This is a genomic window from Mesorhizobium sp. M0938 (assembly GCF_040319125.1).
GTDB classification, from domain to species: Bacteria; Pseudomonadota; Alphaproteobacteria; order Rhizobiales; family Rhizobiaceae; genus Mesorhizobium; species Mesorhizobium robiniae.
The window spans coordinates 72,798-95,321 of record NZ_JAMYNS010000020.1 but is presented as its reverse complement, the minus strand read 5'-3'; the positions used below and the strand labels follow the sequence as shown (position 1 = coordinate 95,321).

25 protein-coding genes are annotated in these 22,524 nt (G+C 64.0%); 6 read left to right on the top strand and 19 right to left on the bottom strand.

Going from position 1 to position 22,524, the window contains the following annotated elements:
* Nucleotides 1–101: 101 nt before the first annotated feature.
* The 4 genes from NKH73_RS27675 to NKH73_RS27660 all read right to left on the bottom strand — a co-directional run bounded on the left by NKH73_RS27675 (nt 102) and on the right by NKH73_RS27660 (nt 4,104).
* Nucleotides 102–2,198, bottom strand: a complete 2,097-nt coding sequence (locus NKH73_RS27675; protein ID WP_352937663.1) for an EAL domain-containing protein — start codon at nt 2,196–2,198, stop codon at nt 102–104.
* Nucleotides 2,199–2,360: 162 nt separating this feature from the next.
* Nucleotides 2,361–2,960 (bottom strand): YdeI/OmpD-associated family protein, encoded by a 600-nt coding sequence (locus NKH73_RS27670; RefSeq protein WP_352937662.1) that lies wholly within the window; start codon nt 2,958–2,960, stop codon nt 2,361–2,363.
* A gap of 172 nt (nt 2,961–3,132) precedes the next feature.
* Nucleotides 3,133–3,330: a tautomerase family protein gene (locus tag NKH73_RS27665; protein WP_352937661.1), complete on the bottom strand. Its 198-nt coding sequence runs from the start codon at nt 3,328–3,330 to the stop codon at nt 3,133–3,135.
* A gap of 33 nt (nt 3,331–3,363) precedes the next feature.
* Nucleotides 3,364–4,104 carry an SDR family oxidoreductase gene (locus NKH73_RS27660; RefSeq protein WP_352937659.1) on the bottom strand — a complete coding sequence of 247 codons (741 nt, stop codon included), beginning with the start codon at nt 4,102–4,104 and terminating at the stop codon, nt 3,364–3,366.
* Between the two features lie 100 nt (nt 4,105–4,204).
* Between NKH73_RS27660 and NKH73_RS27655 the strand changes: the two genes are divergently transcribed.
* From NKH73_RS27655 to NKH73_RS27645, 3 genes are all read left to right on the top strand, one after another.
* Nucleotides 4,205–5,110, top strand: a complete 906-nt coding sequence (locus NKH73_RS27655) for a LysR family transcriptional regulator (protein WP_352937658.1) — start codon at nt 4,205–4,207, stop codon at nt 5,108–5,110.
* A gap of 141 nt (nt 5,111–5,251) precedes the next feature.
* Entirely contained in the window at nt 5,252–5,854 is a 603-nt protein-coding gene (locus NKH73_RS27650) for a hypothetical protein (RefSeq protein ID WP_352937709.1), read from the top strand.
* A 119-nt stretch (nt 5,855–5,973) separates the two neighbouring features.
* Nucleotides 5,974–6,696 (top strand): SDR family oxidoreductase, encoded by a 723-nt coding sequence (locus NKH73_RS27645; protein WP_502894024.1) that lies wholly within the window; start codon nt 5,974–5,976, stop codon nt 6,694–6,696.
* Here the strand turns inward: NKH73_RS27645 and NKH73_RS27640 are convergent.
* Together NKH73_RS27640 and NKH73_RS27635 are read right to left on the bottom strand one after the other, a co-directional pair.
* The gene (locus tag NKH73_RS27640) at nt 6,647–7,588 is read right to left on the bottom strand and encodes a LysR family transcriptional regulator (protein ID WP_352937655.1); all 942 of its coding nucleotides are present in this window, start codon (nt 7,586–7,588) and stop codon (nt 6,647–6,649) included. The genes NKH73_RS27645 and NKH73_RS27640 overlap by 50 nt on opposite strands.
* Nucleotides 7,589–7,610: 22 nt before the next feature.
* The gene (locus NKH73_RS27635) at nt 7,611–8,513 is read right to left on the bottom strand and encodes a S1C family serine protease (RefSeq protein WP_352937654.1); all 903 of its coding nucleotides are present in this window, start codon (nt 8,511–8,513) and stop codon (nt 7,611–7,613) included.
* Nucleotides 8,514–8,802: 289 nt separating this feature from the next.
* On the opposite strand from NKH73_RS27635, the gene yghU reads away from it, so the two are divergent.
* On the top strand, nt 8,803–9,669 hold the full coding sequence (gene yghU / locus NKH73_RS27630) for a glutathione-dependent disulfide-bond oxidoreductase (protein WP_352937653.1): 867 nt from the start codon (nt 8,803–8,805) through the stop codon (nt 9,667–9,669).
* A gap of 376 nt (nt 9,670–10,045) precedes the next feature.
* Here yghU and NKH73_RS32625 read toward each other — a convergent pair whose 3' ends face one another.
* The 12 genes from NKH73_RS32625 to NKH73_RS27575 form a co-directional block, all read right to left on the bottom strand.
* Entirely contained in the window at nt 10,046–10,207 is a 162-nt protein-coding gene (locus NKH73_RS32625) for an exopolysaccharide production repressor protein (protein ID WP_502894033.1), read from the bottom strand.
* 178 nt (nt 10,208–10,385) lie between these two features.
* A complete protein-coding gene (locus NKH73_RS27625; protein WP_502894031.1) occupies nt 10,386–11,258 on the bottom strand; it encodes an EamA family transporter in 873 nt (290 codons plus the stop codon).
* Between the two features lie 361 nt (nt 11,259–11,619).
* Nucleotides 11,620–11,892, bottom strand: coding sequence for a cell division topological specificity factor MinE (minE, locus tag NKH73_RS27620; protein WP_352937650.1), 273 nt, complete (start codon nt 11,890–11,892; stop codon nt 11,620–11,622).
* Nucleotides 11,889–12,704 carry a septum site-determining protein MinD gene (gene minD / locus NKH73_RS27615; protein ID WP_352937649.1) on the bottom strand — a complete coding sequence of 272 codons (816 nt, stop codon included), beginning with the start codon at nt 12,702–12,704 and terminating at the stop codon, nt 11,889–11,891. Before minD ends, minE begins: the two co-directional genes overlap by 4 nt.
* 29 nt (nt 12,705–12,733) lie before the next feature.
* Nucleotides 12,734–13,495, bottom strand: a complete 762-nt coding sequence (gene minC / locus NKH73_RS27610; protein ID WP_352937648.1) for a septum site-determining protein MinC — start codon at nt 13,493–13,495, stop codon at nt 12,734–12,736.
* 164 nt (nt 13,496–13,659) lie between these two features.
* Nucleotides 13,660–14,100 (bottom strand): hypothetical protein, encoded by a 441-nt coding sequence (locus tag NKH73_RS27605; protein WP_352937646.1) that lies wholly within the window; start codon nt 14,098–14,100, stop codon nt 13,660–13,662.
* 164 nt (nt 14,101–14,264) lie between these two features.
* Nucleotides 14,265–14,429, bottom strand: a complete 165-nt coding sequence (locus NKH73_RS27600; RefSeq protein WP_352937708.1) for a BA14K family protein — start codon at nt 14,427–14,429, stop codon at nt 14,265–14,267.
* Nucleotides 14,430–14,480: 51 nt separating this feature from the next.
* Nucleotides 14,481–14,630 (bottom strand): hypothetical protein, encoded by a 150-nt coding sequence (locus tag NKH73_RS27595; RefSeq protein WP_352937644.1) that lies wholly within the window; start codon nt 14,628–14,630, stop codon nt 14,481–14,483.
* A 4-nt stretch (nt 14,631–14,634) separates the two neighbouring features.
* A complete protein-coding gene (locus NKH73_RS27590; RefSeq protein WP_352937643.1) occupies nt 14,635–14,964 on the bottom strand; it encodes a DUF2934 domain-containing protein in 330 nt (109 codons plus the stop codon).
* A gap of 122 nt (nt 14,965–15,086) precedes the next feature.
* Nucleotides 15,087–15,752, bottom strand: a complete 666-nt coding sequence (locus NKH73_RS27585; RefSeq protein WP_352937641.1) for a BA14K family protein — start codon at nt 15,750–15,752, stop codon at nt 15,087–15,089.
* A gap of 279 nt (nt 15,753–16,031) precedes the next feature.
* On the bottom strand, nt 16,032–17,132 hold the full coding sequence (locus NKH73_RS27580) for a KamA family radical SAM protein (protein ID WP_352937706.1): 1,101 nt from the start codon (nt 17,130–17,132) through the stop codon (nt 16,032–16,034).
* 300 nt (nt 17,133–17,432) lie between these two features.
* Nucleotides 17,433–19,055: an ABC-F family ATP-binding cassette domain-containing protein gene (locus NKH73_RS27575; RefSeq protein ID WP_352937640.1), complete on the bottom strand. Its 1,623-nt coding sequence runs from the start codon at nt 19,053–19,055 to the stop codon at nt 17,433–17,435.
* A 226-nt stretch (nt 19,056–19,281) separates the two neighbouring features.
* Between NKH73_RS27575 and NKH73_RS27570 the strand changes: the two genes are divergently transcribed.
* Both NKH73_RS27570 and NKH73_RS27565 read left to right on the top strand, forming a co-directional pair.
* Complete coding sequence (locus NKH73_RS27570; RefSeq protein ID WP_352937638.1) at nt 19,282–19,611, top strand: hypothetical protein; 330 nt, start codon at nt 19,282–19,284, stop codon at nt 19,609–19,611.
* 220 nt (nt 19,612–19,831) lie between these two features.
* Nucleotides 19,832–20,242: a hypothetical protein gene (locus tag NKH73_RS27565; RefSeq protein WP_352937637.1), complete on the top strand. Its 411-nt coding sequence runs from the start codon at nt 19,832–19,834 to the stop codon at nt 20,240–20,242.
* A 30-nt stretch (nt 20,243–20,272) separates the two neighbouring features.
* Here NKH73_RS27565 and NKH73_RS27560 read toward each other — a convergent pair whose 3' ends face one another.
* Nucleotides 20,273–22,288: an amidase gene (locus NKH73_RS27560; protein ID WP_352937636.1), complete on the bottom strand. Its 2,016-nt coding sequence runs from the start codon at nt 22,286–22,288 to the stop codon at nt 20,273–20,275.
* Between the last annotated feature and the right edge of the window lie 236 nt (nt 22,289–22,524).

Sequence of the window (22,524 nt, the reverse complement as noted above, 5' to 3'; positions counted from 1 at the left end):
CAATTCCAGGAAAAGTGTGAAACGGTTTTCCGTCCGGAATTGCGCAAAAACAAAGAGATAGAGCGGTTCGGCATTTCCGTGAAACGATGAACCACTCTAGTCTACGCTTGCCGTCCCGCCGGCAGGGCCACTTGCGCGCTCGCTCGTGCCACGATCGCTTGCAGCGGCTCCGGCCGGTGCAACAGAAATCCCTGGCCGAAGGCAACACCCATATCCCTGAGGATGTCGAGCGCATCCTGTTCTTCGATCTTCTCCGCCACCACGGAGCAGCCGAGGCTTCTGGCGATGCCCGATATGGCCGAGACGATTTCGCGGTCGAAGCGGCTCTCGGCAATATGCTCGATGAAGGACCCGTCGATCTTGATCACGTCGACGGGAAAGCGCCTGAGATATTCGAACGAGCTCATGCCCGCCCCGAAATCATCGAGGCTAACGCGGCAGCGCCGCTCGCGCGCCTTGCGGACGAACTGTTCGGCAGCCGTGAAATTTGTGACCGCAGCGGTTTCCGTGATCTCGAAGCCGATACCCGAATGCGGCGCCCCGGTCTCGTCGATTGCGGCGTCGACGAAATCCCAAAGCTGCGGATCGCTCAGCGTCTGCGCCGAAAGGTTGAAGCCGAGCGTGAGCGCCCCCGACCTCAGCGCCGGCCCATGAAGCGAGAGTGCCGTCCTGATGATCCAGCGGTCGAGCCGCGAGGCAACGCCGAACCGCTCCGTTGCCGGGATGAACTCGCTCGGTGGGATCAGCTGTCCATTGCGCCCGACGAGACGAGCCAGGACCTCGACTTGGCGGCTCTCTTCCCAGGATTTTCCGAGCCGGTGGATTTCCTGGCCGAACAGTTTCAGCCTCCCGTCCTCCATGGCGTCGACAGTGTCGGCTGCCAGCCGCGCCGCATTGAGGCCGCCGGCGCCGGATGTCGTCTCGGGGGAGAACACCGCGAAGCGATTGCGCCCGGCGGCCTTGGCCGCATAGCAGGCGTCGTCGGCACAGGCGAGCGCGTCAGCCACCGCAGTATTCTGATCGGCGACAAAGGCGATGCCGATGCTGGCGGCGAGCTTGCGCGACGTCGCCGTCGAGCCTAGGTCCGCGTCGCGAACCGCCGCGAGGACATCGCCAGCCAGACGCTCGGCTTGCGCTGCATCGCAATCGGGCACCAGCAGCGCGAACTCGTCGCCGCCAAGGCGCGCGGCATGCGCCGACGGCGGCAGGCAGCCCAGAATGCCCATGGCGACACTCTTCAGCGCGAGGTCGCCGGCGGCGTGGCCGGCGAAGTCGTTCAGCGCCTTGAAGTAATCGAGATCGACGTAGAAGACTGCGAGCGGGCGCGCCGTTGCGATATGATGGGCCAGCAGCCGGTCGAATGCGGCACGGTTCAAAAGGCCGGTCAGGGCGTCGTGATGAGCCGCATGGGCGAGTTCCTGCTCGCGTTGCTTCGTCTCGGTGATATCGCGCACCGTGCCCAGGATCTGGCCTGACGATTGAGCGTCGGCGATGAAGCGTATCAACGATTCGACATGTCGGACCTCGCCGTCCCGCTTGACGATCCGGTATTGCACGGCGACGACCTTCTGGGTTTGCAACGGCACCTTGTGGGCCCGCTCGGCGTTGTCCCTATCGTCCGGATGCAGATAGCTGTGCCAGAGGTCGCTCGACACCTCGTCGGTGTCGGCGACAAGCCCGAAGATTTCCCGGGTGCGCTCGTCCCAGTAGCTTTTGTGTGCGGCAAGGTCGTGATGCCAGATCCCGGTGCCGCTGGCGGCCAATGCCAGGCGAAATCGAGCATTGACCTGTTCGAGCTCCGCTTCCGCTTGCTTCTGCTTGGTGATGTCGGTCTGGACGCCCATAAGCCGGATCGGCCGGCCTTCAGCATCGCGCTCGACCACACCGCCGCGATCGAGAACCCACACCCAGTGGCCGGATTTGTGTTTCAGCCTGAGTTCGGTCTCGATAGAATCGGTCAGGCCGGCAATGTGGCGTTCGCCGCTGGCCACCGCCCGCTCGCGATCGTCTGGGTGCGTCAGCTGCAGCCAGAGGTCGCTTGTCTTGGCAAGCTCACCTTCGCCATAGCCCAGCATCTGCGACCACATCGCCGAGTAGAAACAGTCGCCGCTCGTGAGATCCCAGTCCCAGACTCCAAGATGCGCGCGTTCGAGCGCCAGCTCCCAGAACTCTCCGTTGCGATCCTTCTTTTCGGCCATGCCCTGCACTTCGCCCGACCCGTCGCGGCCATTGTGCGGCAAAAGCAAAGAAGAAACCGTTACTGCGCAAGGAGTGGGCGACGGGGTATGGGAGGCGCCACGGGGGCAGTGCTTCTAGAGCGGTTCAGGAAAAGTGTGGCACGAACACCCGGCCACAACCCCTCACTTCTTCCCTTGCGGGTAGATCGTCTCGCCGCGCTTCAGCATTTCGACAAACGCCGCGATCTTCTTCTCGCGTCCGGCCTCGGTCTTCATGTTGTGGATGCGGAAGGCGAGCGCGAAACGGTTCTGGGCGCTGAGCGTTGCCAGCATCGCCTTGGCCTCGGGCTCGGCATCGATGGCGGCCTGCAAATCGCCGGGCATTTTCATGTTCTTGCCGCTTCCATAGGCGCGCGCCCAGCGCCCGTCGGCCTTCGCCGCCTCGACCTGCTTCAGCCCATGCTCGGTTATCCGCCCCTGCTCGATCAGCCGGGCGACGTTGTCGACGTTGATCTGGCTCCAGATGCTCTTGCTGCCACGCGGCGTGTAGCGCTGCAAATAGCTTTTGTCGTCCAGCCTTTTGCGCACGGCATCGATCCAGCCCCAGCACAAAACGACGTCGATGGCCTCCTTGGGCGTGATCGAAGGCAGCCCCGAACCGACCTTGTGGATCTTGATCCAGACCTCTGTCTCGGTGTCGTGGTGCTGACCGAGCCAGGTGTAGAAGCTTTCGGCATCGCTGAACTCGCGGACCTTGGCAGGATCGACCTTGATGGGCGCCATTAGCGGGCCGGCCTTTTTGCGGTGGTCATCGGTTTCCTCCTTGCTGCCTCGCCTTCATCTTGATGAAGCAGCAACGGAGCCACCGTTGCAAGGCTGGCGAGACAGCGAAGCTGCCAATCTCCCTCCGTGTGGGGAAGATCGGCAGCGTCACCGACGGCTCAAGATGCCGCCGCTAATCCCCAGGAATCGTGAACACTTCGTCGGCGCGGCCGTAGCCGCCGTCGGCGACTTCCTCGATCAGCACCATTGTGTAGGGCCGCACGCCTTCGCCGAACATCTCGACGAACAAAGCGGTGGTCTTATGGATGAGGTCTTCCTTCTGCCCGGCGGACAGAGCGCGCTCGGGCATCTTGAAATTTGCGAATGGCATGGCGTCGATTCCTTGTTGGTTTTTGGAGAAAAATCAGACCGTGCCGCCATTGGCGCGCAGCACCTGGCCGTTGACCCAGCCGCCATCCGGACCGGCGAGGAAGGACACCACGCCGGCGATGTCGGCAGGCTGGCCGAGCCGCCCGAGCGGGATCGTCTTGGTGATGGTTTCAACGAGCGCCTCGGACTTGCCGCCGAGGAACAGCTCGGTCGCCACCGGTCCCGGCGCCACAACATTGACGGTGATGCCGCGCGGCCCGAGTTCCTTGGCAAGCACATGCGTCATCGCCTCGACGCCGGCCTTGGTCGCGGCGTAGACGCCGTAGGTCGGCTGGTAGAGTCCGACGACGCTGGACGAGAAGCTGATGATACGGCCGCCGTCGCGAAGCCGCCTGGCGCCTTCGCGCATGCCGCGAAACACGCCGCCGAGGTTCACCGCGATCTGCCGGTCGAAATCCGTGTCGTCCATCCCAGCGAGCGGCGCAAGTTTCATGATCCCAGCATTGTTGACCAGCACGTCGAGCCCGCCGAAGGCCTGCTCGGCAGCGTCGAACAAACGCGCCACGTCAGTGGGCTCGCCGACATCCGCGTGGACTGCGATTGCCACGCCGCCCGCCGCGTCGATCTCGCGCACCACGCTGTCGGCGGCTTCAGCGCCTCTGGCGTAATTGACGACGACCGAAAAGCCGTCGCGAGCCAGCCTTCTGGCGATTTCCGCGCCGATGCCCTTCGAGGCGCCGGTCACCAGCGCCGCCCTTCCATTCTGTATAGCCATGACGGATCTCCAATTCTTGTCGACTGAAGGTAGGTGATAAATTGACCGGGATAATCGTTCGGGTCTTGCCAACACCATTCGGATATGGCGAACAATTGACATGGACAGTCTCGACCGGATGCGCCTTCTCTCCCGTGTGATCGAGCGCGGCAGCTTCACCGCCGCCGCCGCCGATCTTGGCCTGTCGCGATCCACCGCCACCGAAGCGATCAAGGAGCTGGAGGCGCGGCTCGGCGTCAGGCTGCTCGAGCGCACCACGCGCCACGTCACCCCTACCCTCGACGGCCAGGCCTATTACCAGCGCTGCCTCGCCATCCTGGCAGATGTGGAGGATGCCGAGGCCGGCTTTCAGGCGGCGCAGCCGCAAGGGCAGCTCAGGATCGACGTGCACGGCTTCATGGCTCGCCATTTCATCCTGCCGCGGCTCGCCGAGTTCCTCGACCGCTACCCCAGGGTCGATCTGCATATCGGCGACGGAGACCGGCTGGTCGACCTGGTGCGCGAAGGCGTCGACTGCGTGCTGCGTTCCGGTGAACAGGCCGACAGCGGCATGATCGTGCGAAAGGTGGCGACGCTGCGCGAAGTGACCTGCGCCAGCCCCGCCTATCTGGAGAAGCACGGCGTGCCGGCAACGCCTGACGATCTCGGTGGCCATGCAATGGTCGGCTTCCGCTCGTCGCGGACCGGCGAGGTCATGCCGCTCGAATTCACGGTTGGCGGCGAGCTGCGCACCATCGCGCTCCCAAGCCGGGTGACAGTCAACGGCTCCGACACGATGGCCGAACTCGCTCGCCTCGGCTTCGGCCTCGTACAAGCGCCACACTACCGCTTCGCCGGCGATTTCGCGCGCGGCACGCTGGTCGAGGTGCTGCCGGACTATCCGCCGTCGCCGACGCCACTGTCGGCGCTCTACCCGCAAAACCGCCAGCTCGCGCCGCGCGTACGGGTGTTCATCGACTGGGTAATCGGGGTTTTTGGCGAGGATGGGACATCGGGCCGGGCCTGATTATGCCCGGAACGCCGGCTACTTTGCGCAGGTCGGTCCTTCGCGCCCATGGCGGTTCTTCCCGTCGTACTGTAGGAATCTCCCTGGCAGAACCGGCCATGGCGGCGGGCTTCAACTGGGGGATATATTGCCGTGCGAGCGATGCTGTTCGGTCTGATGCTGCTGGTGCCAACCATAGCCCTGGCGGAACCCATCGAAACCCAGAAGATCATCACCGCGCTGACTGGCGACTGGAATGGCGACGGCGCCGTCGATCTGGTGATGATCGTCGAGACCAAGCCCGGCGACCCGATGGACATGTATTTCTTCCTCAGGGACCGCGAGGCCGATTTTCTCAAGCCTGCCGGCATCGTGCGTGAGCAGATCTACGGGGAGTGGAACGGTTACGACCGGCCGGGCTATGAGGCTTCCGACACCGAGCCGGGGCTGGCCGCATTGCCGAACGGCTCGATCAAGCTGGATCTGCCGGCAATGCCGGTTGGTAGTAAACGAACCAACCAGACGCTGACGCTCGCATACCGCAACGATGCCTTCATCGTCGCCGGTTTTGCCTATAACTATCACGATTATCTTGAGGACAATGTCGCAAGCGACTGCGACTACAATGTTTTGACCGGCAAGGGCAAAAGCAGCAAGATGCAGCCCGATGGCACCACAAAGCAGAAGACCGTGGCGGTGGAAGGCAAGGTCATTGCCTTTTCGGAGTGGAGCCCCGGAATGGGCTTCAGCGCCTGCGGCGCGTGAGGCACGCCGCACCATCGGATTTTCCGATAGCACTATCGTTTTCTTCCGTTTCCGCTTCGAGCCCTGACCTGCGACTTCCCTGACGAAGTGATCGTCTGTGGAAGCGAAGGATGGCGGATATGGGAAACAGGAAAGTTCTGGTCGTCGGCGGCAGTTCCGGGATGGGTCTGGCGCTGGCAAGGCGGTGTCTCGAGGCTGGCGCCGAGGTCATAATTGCCGGGCGCAACGAGGACAGGCTGAAGCGCGCCCGCGAGCAACTGGGCAATCCTGCCACACTGGACACGGTCGCGGTCGATATCATCCGGGAGGACCAGGTCGCCGCTTTGTTCAGGCGGATCGGCCGGCTCGACCATATCGTCAGCACCGCAGCCGATATCGAAGGCGCCTATGAGCTCTTGCCTGCGCTCGAGCTGAAGGCGGCGCAGAGAGTGGTGGAAAGCAAATTCTACGGGCCGCTGCTGCTGGCCAAGCATGGCGCGCCCATACTCTCAGCCACGGGCTCGATCACCTTCACGTCCGGCATCGCGGCCTATCGGCCGTCGGCGCGAGGCTCGGTCGTCGCCGCCGTCAATGCGGCACTGGAGGGGCTCGTGCGAGCGCTCGCCGTCGAACTGGCGCCCATCCGCGTCAACGCCGTCTCGCCTGGCTGGGTCGATACGCCGATCTGGGGTTTCGTTGCCGGTGACAGGAAGGACGAAACCCTGAATGCGATGGCAGAGCGGCTGCCGGTTGGGCGGGTCGGACAACCCGACGACATCGCCGACGCCATCTGCTTCCTGATGGGCAACGCTTTCACGACAGGGACGACACTGCATGTCGAGGGCGGACATCGGCTGGTCTGACCGGCGCGAAATTGGCGCCCGCGGCCGCCAGCAGCAGTTTCAATGCGGGCGGCTGAACCCGTCTGCGGCGCCAGATCATGGCGAACGACGCCGTGCCAACCGGACCCGGCCAGGGCATTTCGATGACCTCGCCACGATCAAGCGCCTCGACCACCGCCAGGCGCGGCACCAGACCGAGGCCAGTGCCGGCCGCCACCAGGCGTACGATCGTGCCGATGCTGCCGACTTCGGCGGCGAGCCTTGGCGATACGATGCCCGCCTCGGCAAAAGCCTTTTCGAACAGGTGCCGATAGATGCATCCGGCTTCGGTGACCACGAAGCGCATATTGCCAAGCGCCGTGAGATCGCCTCTCATCGCTGCTTCCTCAGGAGGAACGATAAGGATCAATGGTTCCGCCGATAGCGTCCGCTTGGCGAGGTGCTCGTCGGCCTTGTCGAAACCGTCCCTGTCGAAGCAGAAGGCGACGTCGATGTCGCCATCTTTCAGCTTGCGCATGAGATCGCCGCTGCCCGCGACCGTCAGCCGAAGCTCGATGTCGGGACGGGCGGCCTGGAAATCCGGCAGCCACCGCGCAAGCTTCGCCGAGGCGATCGTCTCCAATGCGCCGATCGTCACCGATCCGGCGGTGTGTTCGGCAGTTACGTCCACAGCCGCCCGTGCCTCTTCGGCCAGCATCAGAATACCTTGCGCATAAGGCATCAGCGTGGTGCCCGCCGGCGTCAGCTGCAGGCCTTGCTTCGACCGCGTGAACAGCACCGTGCCAAGCTCGTTCTCAAGCGTCTGGATCTGATCGCTCACGCTCGATTGCGCAAGGTGGATCTCCTCTGCGGCGCGGGTGATGTTTCGACATCGCGCAACCGCGAGGAACGTCTTGAGCAGCCTTGGATGCATCAGGTGACCGGTATTGCCTGCTTTACTGCAGCTGCGGTTTCTTGAGAAAGCTGTTGCGGTCGGCCGACTTGACGCGCAGCCAGGTCTCGCGGCCGTCGCGCACCACCCGCAACGGGATCTCGGCGCCCGCCGGGTTCTGCCACAGCTTGCGGTAGAAGTCGGCGAGCCCGTCGACTTCGCCGTCGCGCACATCCGAGATGATGTCGCCCTGGCGCAGGCCGGCTTCGGCGGCCGGGCTGCCTTCGGCAACACTCATCACCACGACCTCGCCATTGCTCTCGGCGGAGAACGCGCCTAGCCACGGGCGCGGTGGCTTGGCAACTTGGCCGCGTGTCAAGAGATCGTCGAGGATGGGCGGCAGAAGGTCGATCGGCACCACCATGTTGATATCGGCGATCTCGCCGGCGCGGCTCATCTGCAGGCGCAGCGAACCGATGCCGAGCAGCCTGCCATCCTGCCCGATGAGTGCCGCACCTCCCCATGACGGATGGGCCGGCGCGGTGAAGATCGCCTCGTCGAGCAGATACTCCCAATAGCCGGCGAATTCCTGCTTGGTGACGATGTGCGCGCTGACCGACTGGCCGATGCCGTCGGCCAGCACGACGGGATCGCCGGCCTTGGCCCTGGCCGCGTCGCCGAGGGCCACCGCGGGCAGGCCGAGCGGCGCCAGCGCCTGCACCAGGCCGAAGCCGGTTTCCTGGTCGTAGGCGAGCGCGTGCGCGGGGACCACACGCCCATTGTGGTCGGTCAGCCAGACTTCTTCCGCCTCGGTGATGAGATAGCCGATGGTGAGCACCAGCCCGTCGTCGCGAATGACCACGCCGCTGCCTTCCCGGCTCGTGCCCAGCGCATTGGCAGTGAAGGCGTCGTCGGGAATCGAAGCGCGCACCGCCACGATGGACCGCAAAATTGTATCGATAGTCATGCTTTCAATCCCGGCAATATTCATGGCGGCCGCCAAAGGCCTGATATCTCCTATAGGTATGGCGCATGTGACGAGGCGCAAGGGCATCGGTGGGCCCTTACCAGGGGGGAACGTGGATCGGCACGCAGCATCGATAATAGTTCAACACAAGTTGAACTTCCTGCTGTCCGCACTACCTGTATCGCCACGCTATCTGTATCCGTGTGTGGATGAGCCTGCTCCATCCTCGCTCCTCTTTCGTTGCGCAAGCTGAACTTCCCACGCCCTTCCCAACACAAGGCCTCCCGAGATGACCGAATACACTCCGCCGAAAGTATGGACCTGGAACAAGGAGAATGGCGGCGCCTTCGCCAGCATCAACCGGCCGATCGCCGGCCCGACGCATGACAAGGAGCTGCCCGTCGGCAAGCATCCGCTGCAGCTCTATTCACTGGCGACGCCGAACGGCGTCAAGGTGACGATCATGCTGGAGGAACTCTTGGCGCTCGGCCACAAAGGCGCCGAATATGACGCCTGGCTGATCAGGATCAACGACGGCGACCAGTTCGGCAGCGGCTTCGTCGAGGTCAATCCCAACTCAAAAATCCCGGCGCTGATGGACCGCAGCGGGCCAAAGCCGATCCGCGTCTTCGAATCCGGCTCTATCCTGGTGCATCTGGCCGAAAAATTCGGCGAATTCCAGCCGACCGAGCAGCCGGCGCGCGCTGAAACCCTGTCATGGCTGTTCTGGCAGATGGGCTCGGCGCCCTATCTCGGCGGCGGCTTCGGCCATTTCTACGCCTATGCGCCGGAAAAGATCGAATATGCCATCGACCGCTTCGCCATGGAGACCAAGCGCCAGCTTGATGTGCTTGATCGGCGCCTGGCCGAGACTGAATATCTGGCTGGGGCCGACTACACCATCGCCGACATGGCGGTGTGGCCGTGGTATGGCGGGCTGGCGCTCGGGCGCATGTACAATGATTCCGGCGAGTTCCTGTCGGTCCAGGAATATAAGAACGTGCAGCGCTGGGCCGCCGCGATCGATGCGCGACCGGCCGTACAGCGCGGACGCATGGTCAACCGCGCCTTTGGCGAGCCGGCGATGCAGCTCCACGAGCGCCACGACGCCAGCGATTTCGACACCAAGACGCAAGACAAGCTGGCGGCGGAGTGAGCGGCGACGCTGCCGATCTCCCGCTCGTGCGGGAGATCGCAGCGTCATTCGCCCGCCTCGTCTCGACCGCGGATATCCGGAGCCGGTCGGGCAAGAAGCGTCCTTTATCTTCTGGGGTAGCGATTGCACGAGCCTCAGGCAGGCTTCCGCGTGGCCCAACCCAGGTATATGTATCAGGAAATATATACTGGTTGACTAAAGTAATAGAACGTCCAAAGCACATTTCCAGAACCGAACATGTCCGGCTTCAAAAGGCTTAGACCATATTGTCTATTTTAGCTACATTATGATCTAAGCATATAGATATTCAGCCCGCCTGGATCTGAATCTCGACACGCCCGGATACCGACGGTCCGGCCAGACAGCGGGTTGCGGATCACCTGTGTGTCTTTCGCCCTCTATAGATCAGCCGGACGACGAACACAAAATATCCAACCTGCAAAACGATCCAGGTCAGGACTGTCCAACCCAGCGCCTTCCAGATTGAACCGGTCGTCAAAAAAGTCGAGAGTGCCACGACGAGTGACGCGGTGGTCATCCCCACCAGGAACTGTGGAAAATTCATCGCTTTTCAAGGTCGTCCCGGAGCTTGCAACAGCCGCGGCGACCCCCCTTGCCCATTTACCCCAAGCCAACGTTTTCACCCTTTCAATGGTTGCGCAAGTGGCAAACCGGCCTGAAGTGTGCCCATGCTTGGCACAATCGTTGGTTGAGGCCTATTCGGGCGAAGGCACCGGCGGCTTGTTCGTCACGGTGGCGCCGAAGGCAGCGGCTATGACGGCGGCTACCCCCAGGCACTGCAGCCCGGTGAGGATCTCGTGCAGGAACAGGAACCCCGCCAGCGCGCCCAGCGCCGGCTCCAGGCAGGTCAGCGTGCCGTAGAGCCTGGCGGGCATCCTGGTCAGCGCCACCATCTCCAGCCAGAACGGCAGCGCGCTGGAAAACAGCCCGACCAGCAGGGCGCCGGCCAGGATCGACGGCGCGACCAGCGCCGGCCCAGCCTCGGCCACGCCGAACGGCAGCGCAAGCACTGCGGCGATTGCCAGGCCATAAGCCGTGGTCTGGCCGCCGAGTTCGGCGCCCGCCTTCTGCGCGAACACGATGTAGAGCGCCCAGAAGCCGCCGGCCGCCAGCGCCAGCATCACGCCGGCCGGATCGAGCGCCTGGCGCGAATGCACGAGGGGCGACAGCAAAACGATGCCGGCGACGGCAAGGGCCACCCAGGCGAAGTCGCTGCCGCGCCGCGACGATAGCGTCGCGACCAGAAGCGGACCGGTAAATTCGAGCGCCACCGCGATGCCGAGCGGGATCGTCTTGAGCGCCGCGTAGAACAAAAGGTTGAGCGCGGCGAGCGTCACCCCATAGGCGGCCAGCCACGGCCAGACGGCTTTGGACGGCCGCACCCGCCAAGGCCGCAGCACCGCCGCCAGCATCAGCGCGCCGACCACCAGCCGCAGCGCCGTCGTGCCTTGCGCGCCGACCAGTGGAAACAGGCCCTTGGCGAAAGCCGCGCCGATCTGGATCGACACCATGGCACCGAGCAGCGCCGCGATGGGCAAGGGTGCGGAAACAGGCTTGATAACCGGCATCGACGTCACTGTGGTTGGTCCTCCCTGCCGCCGGGCTATGCGCGACGGCATGCGGCGGAGATAGAACCAATGGGCTTGGCTGTCGTGAGGCAGCGAGAGGTGGTTGGGTGGGGCAAGGGACGCTGACGGCGGCTGCCGCTCAGGCGATATACTTGATACGCAGGCGGGACAGCGCCCTCCTCTGTCCTGCCGGACATCTCCCCCACTTGGGGGGAGATCGGATGTTTCGCCGGCTTTCGCCAATCTGCAACGGTGCAAGAGGGCGCGGAGCGCCAAAGCTGCCGATCTCCCCCAAGTGGGGGAGATGGCCGGCAGGCCAGAGGGGGCGCGAAGGATCGCGGCGGGCCCGAACTTTGCGAGCTCAGGCCGACATCGCCATTGGCCTTGCGCTCTTGTTGGGGATTTGGATGTCGATATCCAGCGTCGACATCGTCTCGCCGCGCTCCATCGAGACCTGCAGATAATCCTGGTCGATCTGCACATGCCTGGCGATGACGGCCATGATCTCCTCGCGCAAGATGGAGACGAGATCGGGTTGGCTGCGGCTGCGGCGCTCATAGGCGAGCAGCACCTGCAGCCGCTCGCGCGCCACCGGCGCGCTGCCGCGCCGCTTGAAAAGGTCCAACAGGTTCATGCTGCCCTCCTTCCAAAGATCCGGTCGAGGAAACCCTTGCGCTCGAACGGCACGACGACCGGCAGCTCCTCGCCCTCGAGCCGTTTGGCCGCCTCGATATAGGCGCGGGCGGCGGCATTGGTGGGATCGCTGAGCGTCACCGGCGAACCAAGGTTGGAGGCCTTGAGCACATCCTGGCTCTCGGGAATGATGCCCAGGAGCGGCGTCGACAGGATCTCCAGAACGTCGTCGATCGAGAGCATTTCGCCGCGCGCCGCACGGGCCGCATCGTAGCGCGTCACCAGCACATGCTTGGCGATCTGCTCGCCCCGCTCGGCCTTCACGGTTCTCGCATCGAGCAGACCGATGATGCGATCGGAATCGCGCACCGAACTGACCTCAGGATTGGTGACGATGACCGCCTCGTCGGCAAAGCGCATGGCGAGCTGCGCACCGCGCTCGATGCCCGCCGGGCTGTCGCAGAAGACGTAGTCGAACACCGAGCGCAGCTTGTCGATCACCTCGCCGACGCCCTCCTCGGTCAGCGCATCCTTGTCGCGCGTCTGCGAGGCCGGCAGCAGGAACAGCGTCTCGACCCGCTTGTCGCGGATCAGCGCCTGCGACAGCTTGGCCGTTCCCTGGATGACGTTGACCAGATCGAACACCACCCGCCGCTCGGCGCCCATGATCAGATCGAGATTCCTTAAACCCACATCGAAGTCGACCAGCGCCACCTTCTTGCCGGTTCTCGCTACCGCGGCACCAAGGGCGGCCGTCGAGGTCGTCTTGCCGACGCCTCCCTTGCCTGAGGTGACCACCACTACCTTGCCCATATATGCCTCCATTATTGTTGTTGGGATCGTCAATTGAACGGCGCGATGCGCAGCGTGTCTTTTTCGAGAAAGGCCTGGACCGCTTTGCCGCGCAAGGACGGCTCCATCTCCTCGGCGGTGCAATACCAGCCGTCGACCGACAGCAGTTCGGCCTCGTTTTTGCGGCAGAAGATGCGCGCCGCCGAATGGCCGAGCACGCCGGCCGACGCTCGCCCGCGCAGCGTGCCGTAAACATGGATGGAGCCGGCGGCGACGATCTCGGACCCGGAGGCGACGGAACCCAGCACGATGACATCGCCGTGCGCGTGGAAGACCGACTGGCCCGAGCGGATCGGCGTCTTCACCATCAGCGTCGCCGGCGCTTCCTGCTGCCTGTCTTCCGGCTGCTTACCCTCTTCCGCCTTGCCTTCTTCTGGCTTGCCCGTCTCTTCCGGCCTGCCCTTGCTGTCGGCCTGCATGAGCAGCGCGGCGGTGGCCTCCTTGGCGCCGATCAGCACGGGCGGCAGATTGGACTCAAGTGCGGTGCTGCCGTCGAGCTCGATGGCATAGATGCGGATGCCGCGCAGGCCAAGCTCAGCAACCAGCGTTTCGATCTGACCGACCTCCGGCTTTAACGTATTGAGATTAAGCACCACCGGCCGGCCGGCAAAGTAGCCAGGAGAATTGCCGATCCAGCGATCGAGGCTCTCCAGCCACTCCGAAAGCGGCGCCTCCGGGGTGAGCGTGAAGGCGACAAAGGAGCGGGCGCGAAAGCGAATGGACTTGGTCTCGACGGGGGCGGCGAAGGTCACGGACAGCGATTCCTTACTGATAGGTAAACGCTAGCCAGCCATGGTTAACGAAAGGTTAACGGAGGGGGTGTTTGAGGCATCTGGAAAGCTATTGCTGACAGACTTAGCGGTGTCAGCAGCCGAGCGACAGCGCTGGAAATTGCCCGCTCTCGGCACCTTGCCGGCTAAGTGCCCTTCGCTGCGTCCTCGATCAGTTCCGCCAGCAAGGTAGAGAACCGCTCGTCAGTCCTATCCCCTATGTTTCCCACTTCTCTCGCCACGATCCCGGGCGAAGAGACTGACACTTCCCCACTCAGATGAACGTCGACCGTGAACGTCCTCCTGACTGCTTCTTTCTCCATGCCTGGCTTCCTGTAGACTTGGAACCGAATGGACGGTGTTGACGCTTTGGTTTGGCGGCCTGGCGCGGTGTCCATCTCGACAGACACTTCGCCCGTCACGTCGGCTTGGGCCGCTTGCAACGACGCGACCACGATATCGTTTAGCCAGGCCCTGGCTTGCGCGCCGAAGTCCACTCCCTCGGCCTTCTCATTGCCGACCTTCCCCTCTTGCTCACGGCGAGCTTCCTTCCCGCGATCAAGGGCTTCTTTGTACTTTGACATCATGGTTTTGCCTCCGATTGTGAGCGCATGAGACCGGCCGTCGCCATGCTCCTCCTAATGGGTAGAACGCGCACAATCGGCGTCCGTTGCGTAAGTGGAGCCCGCGGTTCGCCGCTGCGCACGGTGGCGTCCTTTCGGCCGCACCGGTTGCACCTGAACTTGATGGCTCAGCACATCGACGGGATTGCAGATGCCACAGGCGAGCGACAGGCGCCGCTCAGCGCCCGCTTACTCGCACCGCCTGCGGGGTCGCCGGAATAGGGCTGGTAGCTGTTGTCTTCCGGCCGATAGGAGCGGTAGCGGCTTCCCGACGGCTTGTTAGGGGCTGGAATCCGCCAGGCATGCGGCGCAACTGACTGGCGGGCACCGGCCGCAGTGCCGCCTCAATGGTGCTTGAAATACTGCACCTCGCGTTCGTGCTTCTCGGCGGCGTCGCGGGTATCGAAGGTGCCGAGGTTGCGGCGCTTGCCGGTCTTTTCGTCCTTCTTGCGCGAATAGAGGCGGTATTTTCCGTCTTTGAGTTTTCTGATCATCCTGTCACTCCCCGAGCTGCTGCTTCCCCTTGAGGTTGCGCGCGGCTTGCTCGATCGCCGCCCGGTCGTTGCCCAGCCTGTCGATCAGTTCCTGCGCCTGGTCGCCCGATATGCCGGTGCGTATCGCCAGGGCCTCCACCGTCAACACGTCGGAGCTCGCGACCTCGCGGGTTTCCGGCAAAGCATCGCCTGCCGTCAGCGGCAGGGCTGCCTCCCTGTCGATCTCGGCCTCGGCCCGGTGCCAGTGCCGCTCGGGATCGCCATGGATGCGGCCTTCACGTTCCCAGATCTGGTATGCGCGCTCACGAATCTTGTCTTCCCGGTCGTCGTCCATGTCGATTCCTCCTTTGGGTATCGGATGAACGCCGCGCCAACCCGAACGATCCAAGAAATCTGCGTGATCGTTGGGTGGGGCCGCACAAGGCGCCATGCACTGCAGCCGCCAGCCCGCCTCGCCTACTCGCACTGCCTGCGTGGGCCGCCGGAATAGGGCTGGTAGCTGTTGTCTTCCGGTCGATAGGAGCGGTAGCGGCTGAAGCAATATTGCACGTGGTCGGGCGGAAGCCAGGCGGCGCCGGCTTCCTGCGACGGAACGTAGCCATCCATCGGCAACGTGTCGCTCGCCTCGACATAGCTGGCGCCATCGTCGGGAGGCTGTGCGGTGCGCTCGGCAGCGCCGGCATCGAGATAGGGCGAGATGCAGGGCCGCTGTTCTCCGCTGTAGGATGTGTAGTGGTCGTCGCTTGGTCTGTAGGAGCGGTAGTGGCTTGCGCACCATTCCACATGGCCGGCAGGCACCGTCTGCTGCCCATCCGCCTGCTGCCCATCCGCCTGCTGCTCGTCCGCTGGCGGCTGGATAGAGCCGGTAACTATGGGCGCCGAAGCTGCGGCATCGGCAGGTTTCGAGCTGCGATCGACCGGGCGGGCGGGAAGGCGCTCAAGGCGCTGCGTGGCAGGGTTCACCTTCCGCGGCTCCTTGGGCCACAGTTCGGCGACGCTGGAGGTCGGGACGGCCTGCCGGACCGGCTCGGCGGCAAGAATCCAGACGGCGAAGGCCAGCCCGCTCGCGAAAACCGCAAGCGTCAGCACGAAACCGCCAACCGCCGCCGATAAAGCTTTCACCCTGCGCTCCTTTGCCCCTTCTAAAATGCGAGGCGCTGGATCCGGTTCCAACCAGTCGCGGCTGGAGCTCCTGCGCTTAGCTTAGGGAAGGCCACTGTTTCTCGAAGCCCCCCTCATCCGGCCGCTTCGCGGCCACCTTCTCCCCGGCGGGGAGAAGAGAGAGGCGTCAATGCTGGCTCCTCTCCCCCTCGGGGAGAGGTCGGATTGCCCCGAATTGCCCTTTGCAATTCGGTTGGCAATCCGGGTGAGGGGCACTTACGGGGCGAGGAACGCAAGTTTTCAAAGGTCGCCGACAATCTCCGTATACGCCCTCAGCTCGCCATCCTGCCCGCGAATCCGCCACGTCTCCCCCTCCTGCGCCTCGACATAGCACGGCCCCAGCGGCACCTTGCCTCCGCCGTCCGGCAGGTCGAGCACATAGATGGGGTTGCAGATGCCCGACAGGCGCGCGCGCAGGGCGCTGGCCAGCGCCTGTCCCTCAGCAATCGTGGTGCGCCGATGCGCCATGCCGCGGGCGAGGTCGCCGTGGTGCAGGTAATAGGGTTTGACGCCGAGGCGGTACATCAGCTCCCGGCACAGCTCCTCCAGCACTTCGACCGTGTCGTTGACGCCTTTCAGGAGAACGCTCTGGTTGAGCAGCACGAAACCGGCTTGCCGCAACGTGCGGCAAGCCGCTTCGGCCGCCGGCGTGATCTCCCGCGCGTGGTTGAAATGGGTAACGACCGTGACCATCAGCCGGCCCTGCAGGGAGCGAACCAGCCCTGATGTGATGCGCGAGGGCAGAGCGACGGGCACGCGCGTGTGGATGCGTAACAGCCGCACATGCGGAACCGCCTCGATGCGGGCGCGGATTTCCGCCAGCGCCTTGTCCGGCAGCGACAGCGGGTCGCCGCCGGTCAGGATCACCTCACGGATTTCGGGATGGGCCTCGATATAGGCGAAGGCCGGCTCCAGCGCCTCGCGTGAAAAACCTCGGCCGATCGAGGTCAGCGACTCCTTGCGAAAGCAGAACCGGCAATAGACCGCGCACTGATAGGTCGGGAACAGCAGAACCCGGTCGGCATGGCGATGCGTCAATCGCGGCACCGGGCTGAATTCATGGTCGGCGATCGGATCGTCGAGCTCGCCGTCCTGCTCGGCCAATTCGTCAGGCGACGGGATAACCTGCGCCCGTATCGGATCGGCGGGGTCGCTCCAGTCGATCAGGTCGAGATAGGTTTTGGGGATGCGAACCTTGTGGCGCGCGGCCGCCTCTGGGACCGCCGCGCGCTCGGCCGGCGACAGCGGCAGGGAATCCAGGTCGCGCGCATGCCGCACGCCGGCGCGAACATCGTCCTGCCACGCGTCGTCGTCGTGGGCGCGCTCGTCATCGGCCGCCATGCCGGCTGCATCCATGCTGGCGCCGGCGAGGTGTGGGGTCATCGAAGGGCTCCTTGAATTTGGGGCTGGATACAGCATTGGAGCCAAGGCTTGAAGGCAGTAAGCGGTGTTGGATGCACGGATGGGAAACAACCGCTGGCCAGCGCTAATGCCAAACATTAGCTTGCACTTACATTAGCTTCAGCGTATGTATTGATGTGGCCGGTGATCTACCCCCAACCGGTTAGGCTCGGCGCCAGTCCCTCCCCCTCAGGCCACGACGCCGGGCCGCTCGGCCCCTGTTGCGCGCTCACCGCAAGGTTAACTTCGCAGCCCCGGCGCTTCCTGCCCGGTGCGCTCGACATATTCCGTATAGCCGCCGCCATAGGTGTGGATGCCGTCGGGCGTCAGTTCCAGCACCCGGTTCGACAGCGCCGCGAGGAAATGCCGGTCATGCGAGACGAACAGCATGGTGCCTTCGTACTGCGACAGTGCTGTAATCAGCATCTCCTTGGTGGCGATGTCGAGATGGTTGGTCGGCTCGTCCAGCACCAGCAAATTGGGCGGATCGAACAGCATCAGCGCCATCACCAGCCGCGCCTTCTCGCCGCCCGACAGCACCCGGCATTTCTTCTCGATCTCGTCACCGGAAAAGCCGAAGCAGCCGGCAAGCGCGCGTAGCGGCGCCTGGCCTGCCTGCGGAAACGTGTCCTCCAGCGTCTGGAACACAGTGCGCTCGCCCTCAAGCACTTCCATAGCGTGCTGGGCGAAATAGCCCATCTTGACGCTCGGCCCGCGCGCCACTGTGCCATTGTCGGGCTCGGAAGCGCCGGCCACCAGCTTCAGCAGCGTCGACTTGCCGGCGCCGTTGATGCCCATCACGCACCAGCGCTCGCGGCGGCGCACCTGGAAATCCAGCCCCTCATAGATCGAGCGGCTGCCATAGCCCTTGTGGACGTTCTTCAGCGTCACCACGTCCTCGCCGCAGCGCGGCGCCGGCTGGAAGTCGAACGACACCTTCTGGCGGCGCTTGGGCGGCTCGACGCGGTCGATCTTCTCCAGCTTCTTCACCCGGCTCTGCACCTGGGCGGCATGTGACGCCCGCGCCTTGAAGCGCTCGATGAAGGCGATCTCCTTGGCCAGCATCGCCTGCTGGCGCTCGAACTGCGCCTGCTGCTGCCGGTCGGCGATCGCCCGCTGCTGCTGGTAGAATTCATAGTTGCCGGAGTAAGCGGTCAGCGAGCCGCCGTCGATCTCCACCACCTTGTTGACGATGCGGTTCATGAACTCGCGGTCGTGCGAGGTCATCAGCAGCGCGCCGTCATAATTCTTCAGGAACTGCTCCAGCCAGATCAGGCTTTCCAGGTCGAGATGGTTGCTCGGCTCGTCGAGCAGCATGGCGTCGGGCCGCATCAACAGGATGCGCGCCAGCGCCACGCGCATTTTCCAGCCGCCGGAAAGTTTTCCGACGTCGCCATCCATCATCTCCTGGGAAAACCCGAGACCGTCAAGCACCTCGCGGGCACGGCCGTCCAGCGCATAGCCGTCGAGCTCCTCGAACCGCGCCTGCAGGTCGCCGTAGCGGGCGATGATCTCGTCCATCTCATCTGATCGCTCCGGGTCGCCCATGGCGGCTTCGAGCGCGCGCATCTCGGCCGCCACCTCGCTCACTGGCCCGGCGCCGTCCATCACTTCGGCGACGGCGCTGCGGCCTTCCATGTCGCCGACATCCTGGCTGAAATAGCCGATGGTGACGCCGCGATCGACCGAGACCTGGCCCTCGTCGGGCTGCTCCTCGCCGTTGATCATCCGAAACAGCGTCGTCTTGCCGGCGCCGTTGGGGCCGACCAGCCCGACCTTCTCGCCCTTCTGCAGGGAGGTAGAGGCCTCGATGAAGACGATCTGCCTTCCGTTCTGCTTGCTGATGCTTTCGAGTCGAATCATACTATTCACGCGTGTCCAAGGGATTTTCCCCGGCCCAATACGCGATAGGCCGCGTCTGCGGAAGCCCGCAAATCAATGGCAATACGACGCCGGAGAGATGCCGGCCAGCTAGATGCCGGAACGATCCTCTGAGCGTTCCAGTCTCGAAGTTCGAACTGAATTAGCGGAACCTTGGATACCGCCGGCAGTTTAGAAAGACAGCCTCAAACACCGAAAGGAGAATGAGATGAAGACGCTTACCGCTATTTTGTTCGCCACCTCTATGATCGGCCTGACCGCCGGCACGGCAAGCGCCACCTGCCATGACACGACTGCATCTATCGAAGCGCAATCAGGCATCGCAAAAGACGGAACGCATGCGCCTCTCGAAACTGACGCGAATGCCGGCAGCAAGGTCGAGGGCGGCCCGGCCAACAAGGACGCCAACACCATGCCGCTTGCCAACCAGGAAGGCGGTGGGGATAAAAACCTTGCCACTTCGCAGCAGGATGCCGAGGCGCAGCAGGAAGGCGACAAGACCGCTGCGGCCAAGGCCGACCCCTGCAAGCCGGATTGACGCGGATTGAGGGCCGGCTGCAGACGCCGCGCTGAATGCCGTCAGGTCAACCCGATCAGCACCGCGTTGCCCTTACCCGCGCGACCGCAGGGGCAGCGAGCGCGGTCTCGCGTCGTCTCGAACGCGACGGCCGCGTGACAGCCCGATGCAGTAGGTAAATAGATGGAAATCCGGCCCGCGCCGCACTACGATCTTCACTGACGGCAACCGGGGGGTGGAAATGGACGAGCAGCATACCGTATTCCTGATCGGTGGCGGCACGGGCGGCGACGAGCAAGCGGTGTTCACTTTGCGCTCGTCCGAAACCGTCTGCCACCTCACCTGCAGCTACCGTGACAAGGTGATCGAGGCCGAGGAGGAAGACTATTTCGAGGCGCTGTTCCAAATCCGCCAGCAACTCGAACTCGATGGCCTGCTGCCCTTTTGTTATGGAGCGAGCGGGAATGTTTATCCCGAAGGAACGGTCATCGAGATGAGCCGCGGATTGATCGCCTGCAAGGTGAAAATGGGGCAGCTCCCCCAGAAGACTGATTTGGTCAATATATTTGACGACGGGTACGACGTTGTGCCGACCTTCGTCCGCATACAACAGGAATTTTGGGATGAATGGCTGGCCTCGCTGCCTTCATAGCGACCAGCAACTGTCTCACCTGGCGCAATCTCATCCAATCCCTCCCGTCACCGCATAGGCGCCGGCGACGCGTCCGTCCTCAAGACGCACGACCGCGGTGACGATCGAGCCGTACGAGCCGCGCCAGACGCTGTGGATTCTCTCATGCTCGCTGGCCGGCACGACCGCACGTCCGGTGAAGCGCGCGCCGGTGCGCTGCATGCGAATGGGCTCGCCGTTGACATGGATTTTCACGCTGATCTCGGTTCCGACCTCGCCATGCACGTCGAGCGTGACTGTTATCTCGTCTTGGCCTCCCGCACGGCGCGTCTCGGCGGCAAGTGTGACGGTCAGCGGCGGCGCATCGTCGGGCTGGCGGGCGACATGCCGGGCGGCAAAGACATCGGCGGCCAATTCCGGCGTGCGTGGCGGCCGGGTGCGGCGCTGGCCGAAACGCTCGAAATCGCCGGCCAGCCGAAGCAGCTTCGTGTCCTCATACGCCTTGCCGGCGAAGGTCAGCCCGACCGGCATGCCGATATCGGCCATCGTGCCCATCGGCACGGTGACGGTCGGAATGCCGAGATGGCGCCACACCAGATTGCCGTTGGCGACCCAGGTGCCGTTGCGCCAGGCCAGCGCTGCGGACGCCTCGTTGACATCCGCATCGGCCGGCCCGACATCGGCGACCGCGGGAAACACCACCGCGTCGAGCCCTTCCGCTTCGAGCCAATCCTCGAAGTCGATCCGCCGCGTCGCCTCCAGGCCTTTCAGGCCGGCCTCCAGCTCGGGGACATCAGTGAAAGGTGTCACGCCGCGCTTGGCTCGCTCGACATACTCCGCCAGATCGAAGCTGTCCCCGTAACGATCCGGCAGCGTGCCCGGCGGTTGCGGAAAGATCTTTGCGCCGTCGACCGAGGCGAGATCGGGGATGGCAGGGTCGGCATTGGCGCGCAGGAAATCGTCCCAGGCAAAGACGCACAGGTCCCAGATTTCGCGCTCGGCGAACTCCTTGGGAATCAGCCCGCGATCGACCATGTTCCTTGTGCCCGGCCGGTCGCGTTCGTAGTTCGAGACGATGGGGAAATCGACCTCGACCACCGTCGCACCGAGCCGCCGCAAATCCGCTGCCGCTTGCTCCCACAGCTCGAGCACCGACGCGCGGGTCTGGATCGGAACGTCAACCTGCGTGTCGCGGCCGATATACATGCGGGGTACGCCGAGCCGCATGCCTTGCAGCGCCCCCTCCAGCCTGAGGCCGGTATAGCGTGGCGGCCGTACATCCGAACTCTTCGGCAGCATCACCCAGGGCTGCGCGCGCCAGAAATCGCCTCTCGGATCGGGGTCGTCGGCAACGATCACGTCGAGCAGTTCAAACATATCGGCCACGCTGCGCGTGTGCGGCACCACAACGTCCATCGTCGGCACCAGCGGCCAGTTGCCGCGCACCGAAATGACGCCGCGCGACGGCGTATAGGCAACCAGCGCATTGTTCGACGCCGGCGCGCGGCCCGACGACCATGTCTCCTCGCCGAGCCCGAAGGCGGCGAAGCTGGCGGCGGTCGCGGTCCCGGAACCATTGGACGAGCCGGATGCGAAGGCGGCGGTCAGGTAATCGGCATTGTAGGGGCTTTCCGCCCTTCCGTAGACGCCGCGCTGCATTCCGCCATTAGCCATCGGCGGCATGTTGGTGAGCCCGATGAGCACCGCACCGCCGGCCCGCAACCGCGCGATGGTGAAGGCATCCTCGTCGGCGATGAGATGTTCGAAAGAGGGCGAGCCGGCGGCCACCGACAAGCCCGAGACCTTATAGCTGTCCTTGGCGGTATAGGGGACGCCGTCCAGCGGACCGAGCGTCGCACCATTGCTGCGGCGCCGGTCGGACGCGGCAGCCTCCTCGAACATTTTTGGGTTAAGCACCGGAACGGCGTTGAGGGTGATCCCATGCCGATCGAAATGCGCAATGCGCCTCAGATAGGCGCCGACCAGCTCGACACTGGTAACGGTGCCGGCCTCCAGCGCCCGCCGCAACTGTTCGATCGACGCCTCGACGATGTGGAGATTGGTCATGGTGTCCCCCACGCTTGGTCGAGGCGGTATTGGCCTCGAAATCCGATGCCGTAAAGGGGTTTTGCGAAGGCGGCCGCGACAGCCGATCTCCCCCCTTGTGGGGGAGATGTCCGGCAGGACAGAGGGGGGCGCTGTCCCGCCGGCTTGTCAATCATTCGTAGCTACGCCCGCAGACTGGTTCCTGGTTGAGAACGAGTTAGAGCAAAGGCTGGCGATCCTTCGCGCCCCCCTCTGCC